The sequence below is a fragment of the Streptomyces sp. 147326 genome (assembly GCF_045000215.1).
Taxonomy (GTDB): Bacteria; Actinomycetota; Actinomycetes; order Streptomycetales; family Streptomycetaceae; genus Streptomyces.
Map to the genome: position 1 here is coordinate 7,406,499 of NZ_CP134201.1, position 18,986 is coordinate 7,425,484.

General features: G+C 73.6%; 13 protein-coding genes. 9 read left to right on the forward strand and 4 right to left on the reverse strand.

The window, feature by feature from the left end:
- The first annotated feature begins 60 nt into the window (after positions 1 to 60).
- The 5 genes from RIU97_RS34085 (at position 61) to RIU97_RS34105 (ending at position 4,411) form a co-directional block, all read left to right on the forward strand.
- On the forward strand, positions 61 to 915 hold the full coding sequence (locus RIU97_RS34085; RefSeq protein WP_404961348.1) for an alpha/beta hydrolase: 855 nt from the start codon (positions 61 to 63) through the stop codon (positions 913 to 915).
- Between the two features lie 82 nt (positions 916 to 997).
- The gene (locus RIU97_RS34090; protein WP_404961349.1) at positions 998 to 1,516 is read left to right on the forward strand and encodes a hypothetical protein; all 519 of its coding nucleotides are present in this window, start codon (positions 998 to 1,000) and stop codon (positions 1,514 to 1,516) included.
- 13 nt (positions 1,517 to 1,529) lie between these two features.
- Positions 1,530 to 2,498: an LLM class flavin-dependent oxidoreductase gene (locus RIU97_RS34095; protein WP_404961350.1), complete on the forward strand. Its 969-nt coding sequence runs from the start codon at positions 1,530 to 1,532 to the stop codon at positions 2,496 to 2,498.
- A 96-nt stretch (positions 2,499 to 2,594) separates the two neighbouring features.
- Positions 2,595 to 3,047: a hypothetical protein gene (locus RIU97_RS34100; protein WP_404961351.1), complete on the forward strand. Its 453-nt coding sequence runs from the start codon at positions 2,595 to 2,597 to the stop codon at positions 3,045 to 3,047.
- A 146-nt stretch (positions 3,048 to 3,193) separates the two neighbouring features.
- Positions 3,194 to 4,411 (forward strand): glycosyltransferase, encoded by a 1,218-nt coding sequence (locus RIU97_RS34105; RefSeq protein WP_404961352.1) that lies wholly within the window; start codon positions 3,194 to 3,196, stop codon positions 4,409 to 4,411.
- Between the two features lie 12 nt (positions 4,412 to 4,423).
- Here the strand turns inward: RIU97_RS34105 and RIU97_RS34110 are convergent, their stop codons facing one another.
- Complete coding sequence (locus RIU97_RS34110) at positions 4,424 to 6,232, reverse strand: serine/threonine-protein kinase (protein ID WP_404961353.1); 1,809 nt, start codon at positions 6,230 to 6,232, stop codon at positions 4,424 to 4,426.
- 131 nt (positions 6,233 to 6,363) lie between these two features.
- Here RIU97_RS34110 and RIU97_RS34115 point away from each other — a divergent pair, with 131 nt between their 5' ends.
- From RIU97_RS34115 to RIU97_RS34125, 3 genes are read left to right on the forward strand one after another with little or no spacing between them, the layout of a single operon-like run.
- Positions 6,364 to 7,308, forward strand: coding sequence for a hypothetical protein (locus RIU97_RS34115; protein ID WP_404961354.1), 945 nt, complete (start codon positions 6,364 to 6,366; stop codon positions 7,306 to 7,308).
- 18 nt (positions 7,309 to 7,326) lie between these two features.
- A complete protein-coding gene (locus tag RIU97_RS34120; protein WP_404961355.1) occupies positions 7,327 to 7,950 on the forward strand; it encodes a hypothetical protein in 624 nt (207 codons plus the stop codon).
- On the forward strand, positions 7,931 to 8,764 hold the full coding sequence (locus tag RIU97_RS34125; protein ID WP_404961356.1) for an inositol monophosphatase family protein: 834 nt from the start codon (positions 7,931 to 7,933) through the stop codon (positions 8,762 to 8,764). The genes RIU97_RS34120 and RIU97_RS34125 overlap by 20 nt, the downstream gene beginning before the upstream one ends.
- A gap of 75 nt (positions 8,765 to 8,839) precedes the next feature.
- On the opposite strand, the gene RIU97_RS34130 is transcribed toward RIU97_RS34125, so the two are convergent.
- Positions 8,840 to 10,027, reverse strand: coding sequence for an SLC13 family permease (locus RIU97_RS34130; RefSeq protein WP_404961357.1), 1,188 nt, complete (start codon positions 10,025 to 10,027; stop codon positions 8,840 to 8,842).
- 100 nt (positions 10,028 to 10,127) lie between these two features.
- On the opposite strand from RIU97_RS34130, the gene RIU97_RS34135 reads away from it, so the two are divergent.
- A complete protein-coding gene (locus RIU97_RS34135; RefSeq protein ID WP_404963038.1) occupies positions 10,128 to 15,980 on the forward strand; it encodes a TIR domain-containing protein in 5,853 nt (1,950 codons plus the stop codon).
- A 66-nt stretch (positions 15,981 to 16,046) separates the two neighbouring features.
- On the opposite strand, the gene RIU97_RS34140 is transcribed toward RIU97_RS34135, so the two are convergent.
- On the reverse strand, positions 16,047 to 16,370 hold the full coding sequence (locus RIU97_RS34140) for a hypothetical protein (RefSeq protein WP_404961358.1): 324 nt from the start codon (positions 16,368 to 16,370) through the stop codon (positions 16,047 to 16,049).
- Between the two features lie 21 nt (positions 16,371 to 16,391).
- On the reverse strand, positions 16,392 to 18,929 hold the full coding sequence (locus RIU97_RS34145; RefSeq protein WP_404961359.1) for a CHAT domain-containing protein: 2,538 nt from the start codon (positions 18,927 to 18,929) through the stop codon (positions 16,392 to 16,394).
- Positions 18,930 to 18,986: the final 57 nt, after the last annotated feature.

The window sequence follows — 18,986 nt, forward strand, 5'->3', positions numbered from 1 at the left end:
TTGTGACAGCCCTGCCGTGGCAGCGAACGTTGGCCTCAGGCACGGAGGGAAGGAACCCCGATGGCAACACCCACCCACTCGGACGCCGGAAACAGCCGTGTCGCGGTCCGCTGGGAGCAGGCCCAGATCCCCTCCCCGTCCGGCCCGGTCCCCGCCCGGGTGTACCGGCCGGGCGCATCAGCCCCGCAGGGCTGGCTGGTGTGGGCCCACGGCGGCAGCTGGCGCGCCGGATCCGCCCAGGACTGGCACGGCGCGACCGCCGAACTCGCCCAGTCCTCCGGCTTCGCCGTCGTGAGCGTCGACTACCGGCTGGCCCCCGGCGCACGCCACCCGGCCATGGTCGAGGACGTACTGTCGGCGCTCGACTGGGTCCGGGAGCGGGCCGGGGGAACCGCACCCGTCGCGGTCGGCGGAGACAGTGCGGGAGCCACCCTGGCCGCCTGCGCCGCGCTCGCCTGCCGCGACCGCGCCCTTCCCCTGGCCGCCCAGATCCTCGCCTATCCGCCGCTGGACCCCGGCTGCACCGCCGCCTCCTACCACCGCTTCCCCGACATGTTCCCCACGGCCTCGTACCTGGCGGCGGCCTGGCAGGACTACCGGCAGCCGGGCCGGCCCGCGGCCGCGGACGGCACGCGGCTCTACAGCACCCCCTTCGAAGCCTCCGACCTGCGCGGAGTCGCGCCGGCCGTGATGGCCACCGGCGACCTCGACCCCGTCGGTGACGACGTGCACCGCTACGGGCGGCTGCTGCGGGCGGCCGGAGTGGAGGTGGCCCTGCGGGAGTTCCGGCAGACGGGCCACGGGGCGTTCCTGCAGCCCGGCCGGGCCACGGGCGGGCACGCGACGGTCTCCCTGCGCGGCTGGCTGGGAGTGGCCCTGCACCAGCTCGTCTCACCGGACACCGCCGGCGTCTGAGGCCGCCCGGCCCTTTCCTCCTCCCCCCCTCCCCCCTCCTCCCCCCTCCCGCATCCCGTCCTTCACCTCTCAAGGAGCTGACATGACCCCCGACGTCCCCAACCTCGACGCCCTGCTCCGGCACTTCGCCGACCTGCGCGACGGCATCCACGGCGGCGCCGTGACCCGCCCGGACAAGGAGGAGCACTTCCGCACCGCCGTGCGACTCCTGGACCCGTACGCCCGCCAGGCGCTGGGCGAGCTCAATGACGAACTGCTCCTCGGGCAGGGCGTGGTGGACGGCGGCGGGGTCCAACGAGCCGACGACGGCAGCCTCTTCCACGCCTGGACCCTGTGGTGGGACGAGCAGTCGGCCGCCGACATCCCGCCGGTGACCCTCTACGCGCACTACGGCGCCTCCTTCCACCACCCGCACCTGCGCGGGGCGACGGTCTCCGAGTGGCCGCTGAACGTCTTCGACGACGCGCAGGCCGCCGCCGAACTGCCCACACTGCGCGTCATCGCCGCCGCCGACCTCCACAACCTGGTCTTCGAACGGGACTTCAGGATCGTGCCCGCGACCATGGCGGGGGCCACCGGTGTCCCCGCCCACCAGCACTGAAAGGCCATCCCCCATGACGAACCTGCGACTGTCGGTGCTGGACCAGACCCCGGTCGGCGAGGACCACACCCCGGACCAGGCGCTGCGCGCCTCCGTGGACCTGGCCCGCGGCGCGGAGGACCTCGGCTACACCCGGTACTGGGCCGCCGAACACCACGGCTCCCCGGGCTTCGCGAGCAGCGCGCCCGAGATCCTCGCGGGAGCGCTGCTCGCCCACACCTCGCGGATGCGGATCGGGACGGGCGGCGTGCTGCTGCCCCGCTACGAACCGGCGAAGGTCGCCGAGGTGTTCGGCGTACTGGCCTCCCTCTACCCCGGGCGGGTCGACCTGGGGATCGGCCGGGCGGGCGGGCCCGCGCGCGACTTCCCGCAGCGGCTGGCGGAGCTCCGGGTGCTGCTGGGCGAGGGCGGAGTCGTACCGCACGCGCCGGTCCCGCCACAGATGTGGCTGCTGGGCGCGGGGCGCGAGTCGGCGCGGCTGGCCGGTCTGCTGGGGACCGAGTTCGCCTTCGGGCACTTCTTCTCCCCGGCCGGCGGCCGGGAGGCGTTCGAGGACTACCGCGCCGAGTTCCGGGCGGCCACCGGCCGCCGGGCGGGCGGCGCGCTCGCGGTGCGCGTGGTGACCGCGGACAGTGCCGGCCGCGCCGAGGAACTGGCCCAGAGCCTGCTGCTGTGGCGTGCCCGCAAGGACCTCGGCCAGGACGCCCCGCTGCCGTCGTACGAGACCACGCGCCGCCACCGGTGGACGGGCGCCGAACTGGAGCGGGCCGAGGTGCACCGTACGGCCCTCGTCTCCGGGGCGCCCGAGCAGGTGTACGCCGTGCTGACGGCCCTCGCCGGGACCCACGGAGTGGACGAGCTCGTCATCAACACCCTGACGTCCGACCCGGCCGACCGGCAGCGCTCCTACGAACTGCTGGCCGAGGCCTTCGCCCTCCCGGCATCCCGCCCGACGGCCACGGCGGGCGCGTCCCGCTCGTAGGCGGTCCTTGACGTGGCGACGTGCCGCGCGCGTAAAGTCCTTGCGGTCAAGGCCTGTTCGACGTCGTCCGAGGCCTTTCCACGGAAAGGCGGAGGCATGTGGGAACCCGTGCGCATAGCCGGTGCGGCGGCCACCGGGGCGCTGACCGGAACTGCCGTGTCCGGCGCATGGAACTGGGGCCTGGGTGAAGACGCGAAGGTGTGCAAGGACGAGCCCGGCGTCTGCCTGACGTACTACCCGCTCTACGCGCTCGTCCTGGCCGTCGCGATCGTGGTCGTCCTCGTCCCGGTGGGCCTCTGGATCTCCAGGGTCCACCCGCTGGGCCTCAGCGTGCCGGTCTGCCTCCTGCTGATGGCGTACGTCCTCACGTGCTCGGGCGACTGGCTGAACGCTCCCGGGAGCCCCAACGTCCAGCTCACCTGGCCGTTCGTGCTGACCTGCGCGATCGGCCCGGCACTCGTCGCCACGGCCCGCATCCGGCGCCTGCAGGCGCCTGCGCTGTCCACCCTGGTGATCCTGATCGTGGTGTCCCTGTTCGCCGGGGCGTGAGCGGCACCGCAGACGAAGAAGGCAAGGAGAGTGATCACTCCTTGCCACGCTCAACATATAGCGCACCGGGGGGCTTGCCACAAGATCCCGGTCGTGCCGCAGAATCTCCAACCGTAGTCAGAAACCGCGGAATTGGGAGTACGGAAATGCGTGTGTTGCTGTCGGCCTACGATTCGCGCGGGGGCGTCGAGCCGCTGGTGGGTCTCGCGGTGCGGTTGCAGGAACTCGGTGCGGAGGTCCGGGTGTGCGCGCCGCCGGACGAGGAGTTCGCGAAGCGGCTGGCCGGGGTCGGCGTGGAGATGGTGCCGACGGGGCAGTCCGTGCGCGCACTGGTGACCGGGAAGGTCCCGCCCTCGCCCGGGGGTGTGCCCCGGCGGGCGGCCGAGCTGGTCGCCGCGTTCTACGACAACGTCAGCGCGGCGGCCGAGGAGTGCGACGTCCTGGTGGCGACCGGCCTCGTCCCGGCCGTGGCCGGTGTGAAGGCCGTCGCCGAGAAGCTGGGCATCCGCTACGTGTACGCGAGTTACCAGCCGGTCAGCCTGCCGTCGCCGCACCACCCGCCGATGCCGAGGCCGGGCCGGCCGCTCCCGGCGGACGTGACCGACAACCGGGAGCTGTGGGACCGGGACGTCCAGGACGCCCAGGCGGTGTTCGGCGAGGCGGTCAACACCCACCGGACGTCGATCGGCCTGCCGCCGGTGGACAACGTCCGCGACCTCGTCTTCACCGACCGCCCGTGGCTGGCCGCGGACCCGGTCCTGGCCCCGTGGCAGCAGCCGGCCGACCTCGACGTCGTGCAGACCGGCGCGTGGGTCCTGCCGGACGAACGCCCGCTCCCCGCCGACCTGACGGCCTTCCTGGACGCCGGCACACCGCCCGTGTACGTGGGCTTCGGCAGCATTCCGATGCGCGATCCGGAGGACGTCGCCCGGGCGACCATCGAGGCGATCCGCGCGCAGGGCCGCCGTGCGGTCCTCTCCCGCGGCTGGGCCGACCTGGCCCTGATCGACGACCAGGACGACTGCTTCGTCGTCGGCGAGGTCAACCATCAGGCGCTCTTCCGGCGGGCGGCCGCCGTCGTACACCACGGTGGCGCGGGCACGACGACGACGGCCACCTGGGCCGGCGTGCCCCAGGTGGTGGTACCGCAGGGGGCGGACCAGCCGTACTTCGCGGGCCGGGTGGCCGAACTGGGCATCGGCGCGGCCCACGACGGTCCGACCCCGGCCTTCGCGTCCCTGTCGGCCGCCCTCGAGACGGCCCTGACGCCGGGGACCCGCGCCCGGGCGACCGCCGTGGCCGCCGCGTTCCGCACCGACGGGGCGACGGTGGCCGCGAAGCTGCTGCTCGACGCGGCCGGCTGAGCCGTCGGCCCCCTACGGCTGGCGCTTCCAGAGCGTCACTTCGGTGAGGTACGTCGGGACCGTGTACTGCTTGCTGGTCGACGGCTCGACCGTGACGATCTTGACCATGGCCAGGTTGCCCTTGGACGTGACCGTGCACAGCAGGTCGCCCTGGACGATGGCACTGTCCGCGCCGGAGAGGTCCGAGCGTGGCAGCCTGTCGGGGATCGGGTTGGTGGCCGCCCCGGTCTCGCACTGTTCGGGGGTGGGGCCCTTGCTCTTCCCGAAGGGGGTGCTGCTCTTGACGTCCTCGAAGCCGATCGCCAGCTCTTGGTCCTTCCAGCCGATCTCCCCGAACGGAGCCACCTTGGGGAAGTCCAGGTCCACGTCGGAGCCCTTGCCGAACTCCCGGCCCGCCAGCATCTTCAGGGGCTTGTCCTTGAAGACCGCGGTGTAGGCCGGGGCCGAGGACCGGGGCGCGGCCGCGGAGCCGCTGGACTGTGCCGCCGGGGCCGCGTCCTTCGGCTGCTCCGCCGTCTTCTGCTTGTCGTCGCCCGCGGTCGCCTTGCCGGGGTCGCCGTCCTCGCGCGTGAGGTACCAGGTGCCGCCCGCGACCAGCGCCAGAGCCAGGACCCCCGCGCCGACGATCAGCGGGACGCGGCCGCGGCCCTTGCCGCCCGGGGCCGCGACGGCGGGGGCCGCCGGGCCGGCGGGCGCGGCGTAGGCGGGGCCGGTGGGGGCGCTGTAAATGGGCGAGTGCGGGCCGGCCGTCGGCCCCTGCGTCGGCGCGTATGCCGGGTGGGCCGGGGCGGAGGCCTGCGTGGGCGCGTACGCCGGCCGGGCCGGCTCGGGGGCGTGGGTCGGCGTGTACGCGGGCGGCGCAGGCTGCGCGGGCTGCGGGGGCGTCTGCGCCAGCTGCTCGCGCCGCGCGATCTCCGCGGTGACCGGCGCGGGCAGCCAGTCCGCGAAATCGCGCAGCTCCCGGCCCGCCGACTTCCGGCACCACTCGGCGATTTCCGCGGGCAGCGGCCGCTGCGCGGCATCGGCGGCCAGGCACCGCTCCAGCAGGGGCCGCAGCGCGTCCGGGTAACCACTGAGGTCCGGTGCCTGCTGCGGGGTGTTGGCTATCGAGGCGGCGATCGAGATGCCCCCGCCGTCGCCGTAGGGGTGCCGGCCGGTGGCCACCACGGCGGCGATCAGACCCAGCGCGAAGATGTCGGTGGCCGGGGTGACCTGCTTGCCGAGCGCGTGCTCGGGGGACATGTACTGCGGGGTTCCGATAAACCCGCCGCTGCGGGTCAGCTGGGTGGTGTCGGTGGCCCGCGCGATCCCGAAGTCGATCACCCAGGGGCCGTTCGAACCGAGCAGGATGTTGCTGGGCTTGAGGTCGCGGTGCACCACCGAGGCGGCGTGTACGGAGTGCAGCGCCTGCGCGGTGCAGCCGATCAGCTGGAACACGGCGGGCAGCGGCAGCGGCCCGTGGGAGGCGAGTGCCTCGTCGAGCGGCAGGCCCGGCACGAACGCGGTGGCCAGCCAGGGCTGTTCCCCACTGGTGTCGTGGTCGAGGACCGGCACGATGTGGTAGCCCTGCACCCGGCGGGCCGCCTGCACCTCGTGCTCGAACCGGGCCCGGAAGTCCTGCTCCTGGGCGAACTCGCGACGGATCACCTTCAGCGCGACCGGCTGGTTCCCCCGGGTCCGGGAGAAGTAGACGGAGCCCATGCCGCCTTCACCGATCTTGGCGAGCAGCCGGTAACCGGCTATCTCCTGCGGATCGTTCGGCCCCAGCGGGCCCAGCACGGCGCGGTCGGCGTTCGACATCCATTCCCCCTTGTTGATCACGAGGGGAGATCGTAACGGGCGCCCGCCCCCGCCCCGTGCCCCGGCCGTGCCCCGTCCCGCCCGAGTGCGCTCTGGTGGCGCCGCCCGAGCGTCTCTACCATCGGACACGGGTGAGGGAGGGGGGTGCGTGGATGGCGGCACATGTCGGGCGGCTGGAGCGCTTCGTGGCCTGGGTGCTGCGCAACGCCGATGTCGTCGTCGCCCTGTTGGTCGCCATGGCGGTCGGTTTCCTGGACATCTTCGGTGACGTCGTCAGCGACGACGTGGCCTCCGGCGCCACCCTGGTCGTCCTCGGTCTGCTCGCGACCGGGTCGATCGTGGAGCGGGTGCGCCGGCCCGCGAGCATCCAGGAGGCGATGAGCGGGACCCGCCGGGCCCTGGAAGACCTCGCCATGGTGCGCTCGCTGTCGGGCAACGAGGTCGGCGAAGCGCTGCGCAAGGCCCGCCAGCACACCAACCTCTGGTACTTCAAGGGCGGTACGGGAACCTACCTGCGGGCCGTCACCCTGCCGCTGTGCGTGCGCGCGGCGAAGGAACAGCGCTCGCAGCTCAACGTGAAGATCGACATCGTGAACCCGGCCGACGAGCGGGCCTGCGCCGCGTACGCCCGCTTCCGCCAGATGTTCGGCGTGCAGCGCCGCGGAGACGACCTGTGGACCACCGACCGGGTCCGCCGGGAGTCGTACGCCACCGTCCTCGCCGCCTGCTGGTACCAGCGGCAGTTGACGACGCTCGAGATCAGCGTGCACCTGTCGTCCGCCGTGCCGACCCTGCGCTTCGACCTGTCCGAGACCTGCCTCGTCATCACCCAGGACGACCAGTCCCGGGTGAACCTGCTCGTGGAACGGGGCCAGCCGCTCTACGACTACTACGTCACCGAGCTGCACCAGAGCCGCGAGCAGGCGACCGTGCTCGACCTGCGCGTCGCGTCGCCGCTCGGCCAGGAACCGACCGTCGACGAGGTGCGCACGCTCTTCGAAGACCTGCGGCTTCCGCTGCCGCGCGTCTTCACCGACAGCGACATCGGCAAGATCATCGAGAAGGCGCTGCACGCGGAGGACCCTTACAGGAGGTGATGCGCTGCGGCGCGTTCCATGGACCGCGAGCTGGAAAGGACCCTTGTCACCCTGGAGGAAATAGCCTGCGGCGAAAGGGAGTTGCGTGCCGTTCGGCATCCGCTCGGATTCCTCTGCCTGCCGCTGCTGAGAGAGGGCCCGCGCGGGATCTGCGTCCATCTCTTCGACGCCGGCAACCGCGCCGAGCCGGACGCGTCGCCCATGCACGCCCACAGCTGGGAGCTGCGCAGCCGCGTGCTGTACGGGCGGGTGGCCAACCTTCCCGTACGGACGACCGCGGTGGGCGACGGCGAAGAGGGCGCGACCCACCGCGTGTTCGAGGTGCACAGCGGGAGCGACGGAGTGGACGAGATCCGCCCCACCGACCTGCTGGTGCGCAGCGAGCCCGGGCCCGCCCAGGTCAGCTCCGGCGGGGAGACCTACACCCTGCCCGCGGGAGAGTTCCACGCCACCGCCCTGGAGGGCCCGGAACCCGCCGCCACCCTGGTGCACGGGTTCTCCGTCCCCGGGCAGGCCGACCTCTCGCTCGGGCCGCTCGACGGCCGCCCGCGGCGCACGACCCGCCGCCTGTGCGACACCGTGCAGACCGTACGCAGCGTCCATACCGTCCTCAGGAGGATCGATGCCGAACAGCGGGCCTGATTTCGACCGCGAGAGGCGGGTCGCCGTCGCCGCGGCGGAGGAGGCGGGCGGCCTGCTGCGCCGGCGCTTCGGTACGGCGTACTGCCTGCGGACGAAGGGCGAGTCCGGGGACGTGCAGGTCGACCTCGACCTCGCCGCCGAGCGGCTGGTACTGGGCAGGATCCAGCGCCACTTCCCGCACGACCGGATCCTGTCCGAGGAGGCCGGGCTCCTCGACGCGGCGGGCGAGCGCACCTGGCTCGTCGACCCGCTGGACGGCAGCAACAACGTCGCGATCGGGCTGCCCGCGTACGTGGTGGGCATCGGGCTGTGCCTCGGCGGTGCCCCGGTGATGGGCGTGGTGCACGAGCCGGTCACCGGGGAGACCTGGCACGCGGTCAGGGGGCACGGGGCCCACGGCACATCCGGCCCACTGCCCGGCCCCGGCCCCGCACTGCCGCGCCCCGGGCCCGTCGTCGCCTGGACCCAGGGGTACGCCGTGGAGCGTGGTGACCCGACGGCGGTGGCGCTGCGGGCCGTGCTCGAACTGCGCTGCCGGCGCGTGCTGCAGCTGTGGGCGCCGCTGCTCGGCTGGAGCCTGCTGGCACGCGGCACGATCGACGCCTTCGTCGGTTACCGGGCCGAGGGCGTGGACCTGCCGACCGGGGCGCTGCTCGCGGCCGAGGCGGGGGTGGAGCTGCGCACGCTGTCCGGGGCGCGGTTCCGGCCCGGTTTCGCCGGGGACGACAGCGGGCGCAGCTATGTGGCGGCGCGCGGCGAGACCCTCGCCTACCTGCTGCGGGAGGTGGGCGAGGCGACCCGGCACGTGGCGTGACCCTGTGTGCGGCGTGCCCGGCACGTGGTGTGACCTGCCCGGGACGGCCCGGGCCCGTACCCGCGCCGGACGTGCTCACGTGGTGGCGGCCAGCGCCAGCGTCGCCGCCAGCGTGCCCGTCACCGCCAGGACCAGCCCCGTACCGAGGAAGCGGCCCAGCCCGATCCGTGTGCCGTGCCAGCGGCACCGCTCGAACCACAGCAGGGTGGCCAGGGAGGCCCACGGGGTGACGACCGGGCCCACGTTGACGCCTATGAGCTGCGCGAGGAGCTGGTGGTGGTTGGCCTCGGGGATGGCCGCCTCGCCCGCCATGTAGGCCGGCAGGTTGTTCAGCGCGTTGGAGAAGCCGGCCCCGACCGCCGCGGACCTCAGCATTCCGACGACGCCGTTGTCGGAGCCCATCGCCGTCGCCAGGATCTCGTGCAGTCCGTGTGCGTTGACGGTCTCCACGACCAGGAACATCCCCGGAACGAGGACGAGCAGCCGCCAGGGGACCAGGGAGAGGCGCAGTGCCTCCCTGCCGCGCACCGCGAAGGCCACCACCACGATCAGCGCGGCCGTCATCGACGCCGACCACAGCGGCACGTCGGCGAGGATCGCCAGCAGGAAGCCGGCGCACGCCACCGCGGACACCCGGAACAGGACCCGGTCCGCCGGGCGCGGCGGTGACGGCGGCTCGTAGCGGAGCGCGCCGCGGCGCCCCTGGCGCCAGTAGAAGCCCCACAGGCAGGCCATCGTGACCGCGATGGAGGCCAGCTGCGGGGCCCACATCGTGGCCGCCATCTCCGACGGGGCCAGGGCGACCCGGTCCGCGGCCAGCAGGTTCGTCAGGTTCGACACGGGCAGCAGCAGGCTCGCCGTATTGGCCAGCCAGACCGTCGTCATCGCCAGCGGCACGGCCGCGATGCCCACCCGGGTCGCCAGCGCGAGCATCACCGGGGTCAGCAGCACCGCCGTGGTGTCCAGGTTGAGGGTGATGGTGGTGACGGACGCGAACAGCACGCACAGAACGAACAGCAGGGGATAGCTTCCCCGCCCGGCCCGCGCCACCCAGGTGGCGACCACGTCGAAGACCTGCGCCTTGCCGGTCAGCTCGGCGAGGACGATGACCGTGGCGAGGAACACCAGCAGCGGACCGATGCGCTCCATCACCTCGCCGGCGGGCTCGGCGGGCAGCAGGCCCGTGGCGACGCAGAGCACGCCGAGGGTGAGCAGGCCGCCGGCCAGCCAGTCCAGTGGGTGCAGCCGCCTGAGGAGAGACACGTCGAACAGATTCGCACGTACGCGCGGTCGGCCGTCAGGCGGCCCGGATGGATCCGGACAGGCCCGCTCGGGCGGGGTGACTCCTACCATGGTTCCCATGATGACGGATGGGCAATTCGGCGCTCCCGCAAGAGAGTTCGACTTCTTCATCAGCTACTCGCCGGCCGACGAGCCGTGGGCGGCCTGGATCGCCTGGACCCTGGAGGAAGCCGGCTACCGCACGGTCGTGCAGGCCTGGGACTTCGTACCGGGAACCAACTTCATAGACTTCATGGACCGCGGGGTCAGCGAGTCCCGCGCCGTGATCGCCGTACTGTCCCGCCACTACGAGCGCTCCACCTACGGGCGCATGGAATGGCAGGCCGCGCTCCGCGCATCGCCCGAGTCCCCCGAACGACGGCTGCTGACCGTGCGGGTGGACGAGATGCCGATCGAGGGACTGCTCGCCACCATCACCTACGTCGACCTCGTGGGCGTGGCCGACATCGACGCCGCCCGCTCCCTGCTGCTGACCCGGGTCGAGCAAGCCGTAGACGGACACGCCCGCCCGGGCAGGCGGCCCGGCTACCCGGGCAGCGGCCCCGCCCCCGTCCGCCACCCGGAGCAGCCGAACCCGGCCCAGCCGCAGCCGAGCGCACTCGCCGGCCCCGGCTGGTCGGGGCGCCGACGGCCGGCCCGGGCACCGCTCTACCCGCAGGACTCCGCCGCCGGCGGCGGCCGGGCCCAGGACGCCGTGACCGTCCTGCACCTGGCCGGCCCGGACTTCGGGCGCGGCCGGGAGCCCGACTCGCTCAGCCGGCAGATCCGCGGCGACCTGATCATGCTCAGGGACGCGGGCGCCCCCGCCCCCGACCTGATGGTGGTGACCGGCGACCTCACCGCGTCCGGCAGTCCGCGCGAGTGCGACCAGGCCCTCAGCTTCCTGACGGCCCTGCGGTCCCAGCTCGACCTGTCCCCCCAGCGCGTGATGGTGGTGCCGGGCGCCCAGGACGTGAACCAGGCCGCGTCCCAGGCCTACTTCCACACCTGCGAGGCCGACGAGGTCGCGCCGCAGCCGCCGTACTGGCCCAAGTGGCGCCACTACACCCGGCTCTTCCGCGGCCTCTACCAGGGCCTGGACACCGTCTTCGACAGCGACCAGCCCTGGACCCTCTTCCCGGTGCCGGAACTGAGCACGGTCGTCGCCGGGTTCAACTCCTCCATGGCCTACAGCCACCGCCCCGAGGAGCAGTACGGGTACATCGGCCGCGACCAGGCCGCCTGGTTCGCCGAGGCCATGCGCCGCTACGAGGAGGAGGGCTGGCTGCGCATCGGCGCGCTCCGCCACCCGCTCACCGACGGCCGCCGCCCCGGCGACGCGATCGGCGGCCCCGGCGGTCTGCGGGACGCCGACACCCTCGCCCGGCTGGCCGCCCCGCGGCTGCACCTGCTGCTGCACGGCCCGACCGGCGGGCCGCGCACCCTCACCGGCGTCCCCAGCCGCACCCGGCTGCCCGGCCCCGCCGGCGAACTGCCGCTCTTCGGCTCCGCCGCCCCCGCCCGCTTCCAGCTCCTCCGGGTCACCGCGGACGGAGTCACCCGCTGGGACGACCGGATCACGGCCGAGGGGGAGCACTTCCCCGGCGACTGGAGGCAGACCCGCCGCGTCTTCCCCGTCCCCGAACTGCCCGCCGTCATCACCGTCGAGCACACACAGGGCAGGGCTCCCCTGGAGGATCCGGCCGCCTCCCTCATCGAGCGGGTGAAGGAGATCTGCCGGGTGCGCAGGGAGGGCGTACGGCTGCGGGACGTCCCGCGCCGCGAACCGGCCGACATGGCGCAGATCATGGCCACCTGGCAGGAGCAGGAGGACGGCGTCGTCCAGCAGCAGCGCATCGCCGTCCACCCCGGCACCCCCACCGAGGACGAGATCGACCGCTTCATCGCCCAGGTGCACGCGACCGACACCGGTTCCGAGGCCGTCCTGGTGTACGCGGGCGACGCCCCCGCGAGCGGGCTGCGGCAGCGGGCCGCCGGCCACGGCGTCCGGGTCCGGGTGCGCAGTTTCATCGAGTTCCAGGGCCTTCTCGACCTGCGCGGCTACGTCGCCGCCCAGACCGTCCGGCTCGCCGGGAGCGATCAGTACCCCCCGGGCCTCTACCTCCCCCAGCGCTACCGCGACGCCGACCGCAGCGACGGCCAGGACCGTGCAGGCCAAGAACGTGACGGGCTGGTCGAGGAGCTGCTCGAGCTGCTGGAGTCCGACCACGGCCGCTTCGTCCTGCTCCTCGGCGACTTCGGACACGGCAAGACCTTCGCCCTGCGCGAGCTGGCCCGCCGCATCCCCGAACACCTCCCCCACCTGACCCCGCTGCTGATCCCGCTCAACACCCTCGACCGGGCGCACAGCCTCGAAGGGCTGGTCGCCGCCCACCTGGCCGGGCACGAGGTCGACACCATCGACCTGCGGGCCCTGCGCTACATGCTCGCCCAGGGCCGCGTCGTCCTGCTCTTCGACGGCTTCGACGAACTGGTCCACCGGGTCAGCTACGACCGCGCCGCCGACCACCTCCAGGTCCTCCTCGACGCCGCCGTCGACCACGCCAAGATCGTGGTCAGCAGCCGCACCCAGCACTTCAAGTCCCACGCCCAGGTCCTCACCGCGCTCGGCGAACGCGTCGGCCTGCTGCCGCAGCGCCGCATCCTCTCCGTCGAGGGCTTCACCCCGGCGCAGATCCGCTCCTACCTGGTCCGCAGCTACGGCGACGAGCGCGCGGCCGACCAGCGTTTCCAGCTCCTGCGCAACATCCCCGACCTGCTGATGCTCTGCCGCAACCCCCGGCTGCTCTCCTTCGTCGCCGACCTGAGCCAGGACCAGCTGCGGGCGGTCGCCGGAGCGGGCCGCGCCCTCAGCCCGGCCCGGCTCTACGAGGACGTGTTCACCTCCTGGCTCGGCTACGAGGAGCTCCGCGGCCAGGGAGGTCCCGGCGCCCCGCCCGGACTCACCCTCGACGAGCTGTGGGCCGCGGTGACCGCGCTGGCCCGGCGGCTGTGGGAGAGCGGCCGCAGCGCCCTGCGGCTCGACGAGCTCACCGAGACCGTGGCCACCACCCTCAGCGAGCTCACCGAATCCCCGCTCACCCCGTCCGAACGGGCCCAGGCCGTCGGCGCGGGCAGCCTGCTGGTGCGCAGCGACGACGGGGTGTTCCAGTTCATCCACGGCTCCGTCGTCGAATGGCTCGTGGCGCGGGAGGCCGCACGCCAGCTCGCCCGGGGCCAGCACACCCTGCTCCACGCCCGCCCGTTCAGCCAGCTCGCCGTCGAGTTCTTCTGCGACCTCGCCGACCACGAACGGTGCGCCCGATGGGTGCGCGACGCCCTCGACTCACCCGGGCGCGGGACCAACGACGCCGCCCGCGCCAACGCCGTCCGGATCAGCGACCGGCTCCGGGTGCCCGCCAACGCCGACCTGCGCGGCGCCCGGCTGGCCGGTGAGGACCTCTCGCACCGCGACTTCTCCGGAGTCGACCTCAGCGACGCAGATCTGACGGACGCCCGCCTGGTCGGCGCCAACCTCTCCGGCGCCCGGCTGCGGGGCACCCGGCTGACCGGCGCCCGCCTCGACCGGGCCGACCTGAGCCGCGCCGACCTGACCGGCGCGAACCTGAGCCGGGCCCGGCTGACCCGGGCCGATCTGCGGGGCGCCGCGCTGGCCGGCAGCCGCTGGCACCGGTCCGCGCTGATCGACGTGACGATGGACGACGCGGTGCGCTCGGCCCCCGAGCTCAGGACCGCCTCGATCGCCCCAGGGATGCCGGTGGACGCCGGGTTCCGGCCGTCGGCGGTCGGCGTCCCGTACGGCTTCGGCATGCGCACCAGCCGCCTCCCCGAGCCCATCGCGTACAGCACCGACGGCGAACTCCTCGCCGTCGGCAGCGAGGACGGCTCCATCCTGGTCTGCGGCGCCGACGACGGCCGGGCCGTGCGCACCCTCCAGGGGCACGAAGGACGGGTGTACGCCGTGAAGTTCCGGCCCGACGTGATCGCCACCGGCGGCTCCGACGGCGCGGTGCGGCTCTGGGACCCGGTGACCGGCGCGTGCCGGCACAGCCTGAGGGTCCACCCCGACGGGGTGTGGCCGGTCTCGTTCGACGCGGCCGGCGCCCTGCTCGCCACCGGCGACCGCGAGGGCCTGGTCACGGTGTGGGACGTGGCCACGGGCGTGCCCGTGCACCGGCTGCCCGGCCACACCGCACCCGTCTACACCGCGGTCTACGGCCCGGGCGGCATCCTGCTCACCGGCGACGCGACCGCGAAGGTACGCCTCTGGGACCTGGCCACCGGGCACTGCGTCCGGGAGATCGAAGGCCATCAGGGCGCCGTCTACCGCGCCCGGTTCAGCCCGGACGGCACGCTCTTCGCGACCGCCGACCGGGGCGAGGGCGGGCGCGGCGGCACCGTGCGGATCTGGCGGACCGCGGACGCACGGCTGCTGCACGAGTTCACCGGACACACCGGCCGCGTGTACGTCCTCGACTTCCATCCCGAGGGCAACCTCCTGGCCAGCGGCTGCACCGACGGCCAGGTACGGCTCTGGGACCCCGTCGTCGGCACCCCCGCCGGAATCCTCGAACGGGGCACGGGCGCCGTCTACCAAGTGCTGTTCGGAGACGAGGGCAAGCTCCTCGCCGCCTGCGACAGCAACGGCGCGGTCAGGCTGTGGACGGTCACCACCGGGCGGCCGCACGGCTACACGATCGCCCTCCACCCCCAGCAGCCGGCCGAGCACCGGGGCACCGCCTGGGCGTGCGCCTTCCGGCCCGGGGACGGCCAGCTGCTCACCGTCGGCAACGACGGCGGGGCGCAGATCTGGGACTCCGCCACCGGCCAGGGCAAGCGCATCCTGCGCGGCCACGGCCGCCGGATCAGCGGCGTGGCCTTCAGCGCGGACGGCGCGCAGCTGGCGACGGCGGGCAACGACGGGGTCGTACGTCTCTGGGAGACGCGTACGGGACGGCGTACGGACGAGCTCTCCGGCCGCGGAGACCGGCTGGTCTCGGCGGCGTTCAGCCCCGTCGAGCCCCTCCTGGCCACGGCCAGCAACGACGGGGACATGTACCTGTGGGACCCGGCGCGCGGCGAATACCTGAGGGAGCTCGACGCCGAGACCGAGCACGTCTGGGCGGAGGCCTTCAACGCCGACGGCACCCTGCTCGCCACCGCCAACGACGACGACTCCGTGCGCGTCTGGTTCCGCCCCACCGGTTCCCCCGTGTCGAACCTGACCGGGCACCGGGGCCGGGTCCGCTCGATCGCCTTCCGCCCGGACGCCGACGTCCTGGCCACCGGCTGCGACGACAGCGTCGTACGGGTGTGGGACGCCAGGAGCGGCCGGCTCGTCGAGGAACTGGGCGGGAGCACCGGGCACGCGGACCGCGTGTACGGCGTCGCGTACGGGCCGGGGAGCGCCTGGCTGGCCAGCGCGAGCTGGGACGGCAGCGCCATCGTCTGGCGGAACGGGGAGGCGGGGCCGCGGCTGCGCGGCCGAGGCGGCCGGCTGTGGTCCGTGGCCGCGCACCCGAGCCGCCCGCTGCTGGCGGTCGGCGGCGACGACCGGTCGGTGTGCCTGTGGAACGCGGAGACCGGGGAGCACGTCACCGACCTCGTCGGCCACACCGGCCGGGTGCTCTCCCTGGCCTTCTCCCCGGACGGTACGACGCTGGCGAGCGGCGCCGAGGACGGCACCGTACGGCTCTGGAACCTGCCGGCGGACGGCGGCCCGCCGTCGCTGCGCGCGACGCTGATGGGCATGACGGGCGGCTGGGCGGCGCTGACCCCGTCCGGCGGCTACAAGTACGAGGGCGACGTGGCCGGTGAGTTCTGGCACGTCGTGGGGATGTCCCGGTTCGCCCCGGGGGAGCTGGACGAGTACCTTCCGGGCATCCACCGGCTGCCGCTGGGTGAGGAGTTGTGAGCCTCCCTGCCCGTCCTGGGCGCCCCCGTTCGGGGCGTCCAGGACGCCGCCGGCGTCCGGGAGCGGCTACTCGTCGTCGCCGAGCAGGACTTCCCGGACCCGGTGGGCGACGGTCACGACGTCCGCGTCGCCGGGGATCTCGATGGTCACGCTGTCGCCGTTCGCCTTGATCTCGACCGTGACCCCCGTGGAACGCCCGAAGTTGTTGCGGACGAGCTCCGTGAGGCGCAGGAAGGTGTCGGGGCCCTGGAGGAGGCTGATGGTGGCGTTGAGGGCCGCGAAGCCCACGACGACGATCTCGGCCGTGCTGCCCCGGCCCCCCGGCCGGATGGCCAGACCCTCTGCCACCAGCAGATCGGCGATGTCCGACGGCATGGCAACGGCAATCATGGAGGAGATCCTTTCGGTTGGTCAGTACGCCTGGAACGAGGCCCAGATGATGGGGTGGGGATCGCGGATCTCCTCACCGTCGAAGTCCTCCCCGCGCACCGAGAAGACCTTCCACTCGGTGAGCATCCGCAGTTGCAGCCGCCGGAGCAGGTCCGCGTGATCACCGGTCCGCTGACCGTCGAGCATCCCCCGGACGAGGAGGTCCTCGAAGGCCTCGGTGAAGGAGGCGTCGCGGATGTCGAGCGAGGTGGCGATCACCTGATCGGCGCCGGAGTGGATCGCGCCCGCCGCGAGCCCCATGCCTTCGCCGCCGAGGGCCGACGCGGTGGAGCTGGAACAGCACGACAGGATCACCCGCGTGGGCATCGGCAGGAAGGGCGTGCCGTCGTCGAACGCCCCGAAGAGCTCGCCCGACTGTACGTACGTCTCCTCGGCCAGGGGCAGGGCCGACCAGGCCGGATCGCTGTCGTGCACCCCGTGACCGCGGTAGAAGAACACCCCGTGGGTGGAGGGGCCGATCTTGTGCAGGGCCGCCAGCAGGGCGTCCTTGGTCCCGGGGCCGTCGGGGCCGGAGGCGGTCAGGAGCGCGGCCGCCTCGTTCACCACGGAGTCCGCGGTCCGTGCGCGCAGGGACCCGTCCGGGTTGTCGCAGGCCAGCAGGAACGGCACGGGCGAGCCGGGCGGCAGCCGGGAGTCGCGTGACGCGCGCCTGAGCTGGGTCGGCGTGGAGGTCCACATCCGCAGGACCGCCTTCTCGATCAGCCGCTCCTCCGTGCCGGGGACCATGGTGATCGCCCACGGCACACAGGTCAGTTCGCGGGCCGCGGAGATCGTGAGACGGAGCGGTTGGTCCGCGCCGGCCCTCCGCAGCGCGTCGACGAGCGGCGGCGGCAGGAGCTGCCCGATCGTGCGCGTGATGATCTGCTCCTCCGCCGACCGCCAGCTCCTCAGCTGGGTGAACGGCTCGTAGAAGTCCCCGGGGCCGCGCTTGTACGGGAACAGGCTCCACGTCTTGCGTTCGGAGGACTGGGAATGCCCGGCCAGGCCCAGCAGGACCGGCTTGATCCGGTCGAACTCCCGGAGGTCCTGCGCGCCGTACCCGGCGGGCCGTCCGTCCCGCGCGACGAACCAGAAGAGGAGGCCGTCCTCGATGTGGGTCGACCAGAAGACGCCTTCGGGCAGCGCGTCGTCCAGGGGCCGCGCGGCGAGGCCCTGCGCCTCCTTGGGCGGCAGGGCGGTGCGGTAGTGGGGCAGGAGGAGGGCCGTGCCCTGGTAGGAGACGGGCTCCGGAAAGTGCAGGAGCGTCGAGTTCAGGGCGTCGTTGAGCGCGGTGAAGACCGCCGACGACACGACCGGGCCGCTGCCGTCGGCCGCGGCGGACTCGTCCCCCGGGGCCGGGGCGGGCGTCGCGAGCGGCCCGGCGGTCCCGGAGCCCCCGCCGTCCGGATCCTCCGCATCGGCGTCCGCGGGGCCCGCCGTGGCCTCGATCCCGCTGCCGGCGAGCTTCTCGTCGTCCTCGACCTCGACGGCGGCGCCGAGCAGGGACTGCAGCCTGCACGACTCGATCAGCTCGGCGACCGTCCGCTCGTCCCCCAGGGCGACCGCCGATACCAGGGCCGCGCGCCGAGTGGGTCCGAAGTTCTTCCAGAGGGACAGCCGCTGGGTGTGCGAACACGCGCGGTACCGCTGCGCGTCCAGCTTCGCCCAGGCGGACAGGGCCAGGCCCAGGGCCTCCTCGTACCGTTCCAGCGAGGTCCAGATGCCCGCGGCCGCTTGTTCCAGCTCCCCGGCCAGCCAGTCGTCGGCCCGGTCCGCGGCGAGCCGGGCGCGGGCCGTGGTGAGGAGGCCGAGGGCGCGTTCCGGCTGCGCGTCGGCGGCGAGGCGCTGCGCGAGGCAGGAGACGAGGTAGGTGTAGGGGATGATCCCCAGGTCGTGGACCCGCTCGATGCCGTCGGCCGCGTGCGCGTCGAGCAGGGGCGCCGGGTCCAGGATCCGGGCCGCGATCCGGTGGAAGGCGGCGGAGGGGCCGTGGGACGCCCCCTGGATGATCTCCAGACCGTCCCGGGCGGCGGCGTGGTCCCCCTCCTTCATCGTGAGGACGACCATCTGGGCGTACGTACGGCGGACGTGGCGGGGAGCCGCCCAGTGGAGGGCGGCCCCGGTGAAGCACTCGGCCGCGGTCGACCAGTCCGCGTAGCGCACGTACTCGCGCCCCAACAGCTCGTAGAGGCGGGCGAGATGGCGGTCCTTGGGCGGCAGTGCGCCCGGCTCCGGAAGACGGTCGGTGATCCTGATCAGCATCGCCCGTACCCAGGAGTGCCCGGCGTTCCCCGAGTCCTTCGAGTCCGCGATGCTCAGCCCGCCGAGGAAGCCTTCGAGTTCGAGGAGCTCGCGCTGCCGGCGCGCGGACGGGCCGTCGCGCCCGTCCAGCCGGTCGTCGAGGCGTGACGCGATCCACCGGGTGCCGCGCGTGGAGAGGTCCCCCCGCGGGGGAAGTCTCCGCTCCCGGGCTATGCGCCCCGCCACGACGAGCGCGCGTTCGTACGCCGTGAACCTCATGTGCCCCCCGCGTGCCCGCCCATTGAGAGCAGCCATGGTGCCGCGCCCGCGTGACCG

Coding starts and splice junctions, on each gene's coding strand:
- RIU97_RS34085 (WP_404961348.1), top strand. CDS start 61: ATGGCAACACCCACCCACTCGGACGCCGGAAACAGCCGTGTCGCGGTC.
- RIU97_RS34090 (WP_404961349.1), top strand. CDS start 998: ATGACCCCCGACGTCCCCAACCTCGACGCCCTGCTCCGGCACTTCGCC.
- RIU97_RS34095 (WP_404961350.1), top strand. CDS start 1,530: ATGACGAACCTGCGACTGTCGGTGCTGGACCAGACCCCGGTCGGCGAG.
- RIU97_RS34100 (WP_404961351.1), top strand. CDS start 2,595: ATGTGGGAACCCGTGCGCATAGCCGGTGCGGCGGCCACCGGGGCGCTG.
- RIU97_RS34105 (WP_404961352.1), top strand. CDS start 3,194: ATGCGTGTGTTGCTGTCGGCCTACGATTCGCGCGGGGGCGTCGAGCCG.
- RIU97_RS34115 (WP_404961354.1), top strand. CDS start 6,364: ATGGCGGCACATGTCGGGCGGCTGGAGCGCTTCGTGGCCTGGGTGCTG.
- RIU97_RS34120 (WP_404961355.1), top strand. CDS start 7,327: ATGGACCGCGAGCTGGAAAGGACCCTTGTCACCCTGGAGGAAATAGCC.
- RIU97_RS34125 (WP_404961356.1), top strand. CDS start 7,931: ATGCCGAACAGCGGGCCTGATTTCGACCGCGAGAGGCGGGTCGCCGTC.
- RIU97_RS34135 (WP_404963038.1), top strand. CDS start 10,128: ATGACGGATGGGCAATTCGGCGCTCCCGCAAGAGAGTTCGACTTCTTC.
- RIU97_RS34140 (WP_404961358.1), bottom strand. CDS start 16,370: ATGATTGCCGTTGCCATGCCGTCGGACATCGCCGATCTGCTGGTGGCA.
- RIU97_RS34145 (WP_404961359.1), bottom strand. CDS start 18,929: ATGAGGTTCACGGCGTACGAACGCGCGCTCGTCGTGGCGGGGCGCATA.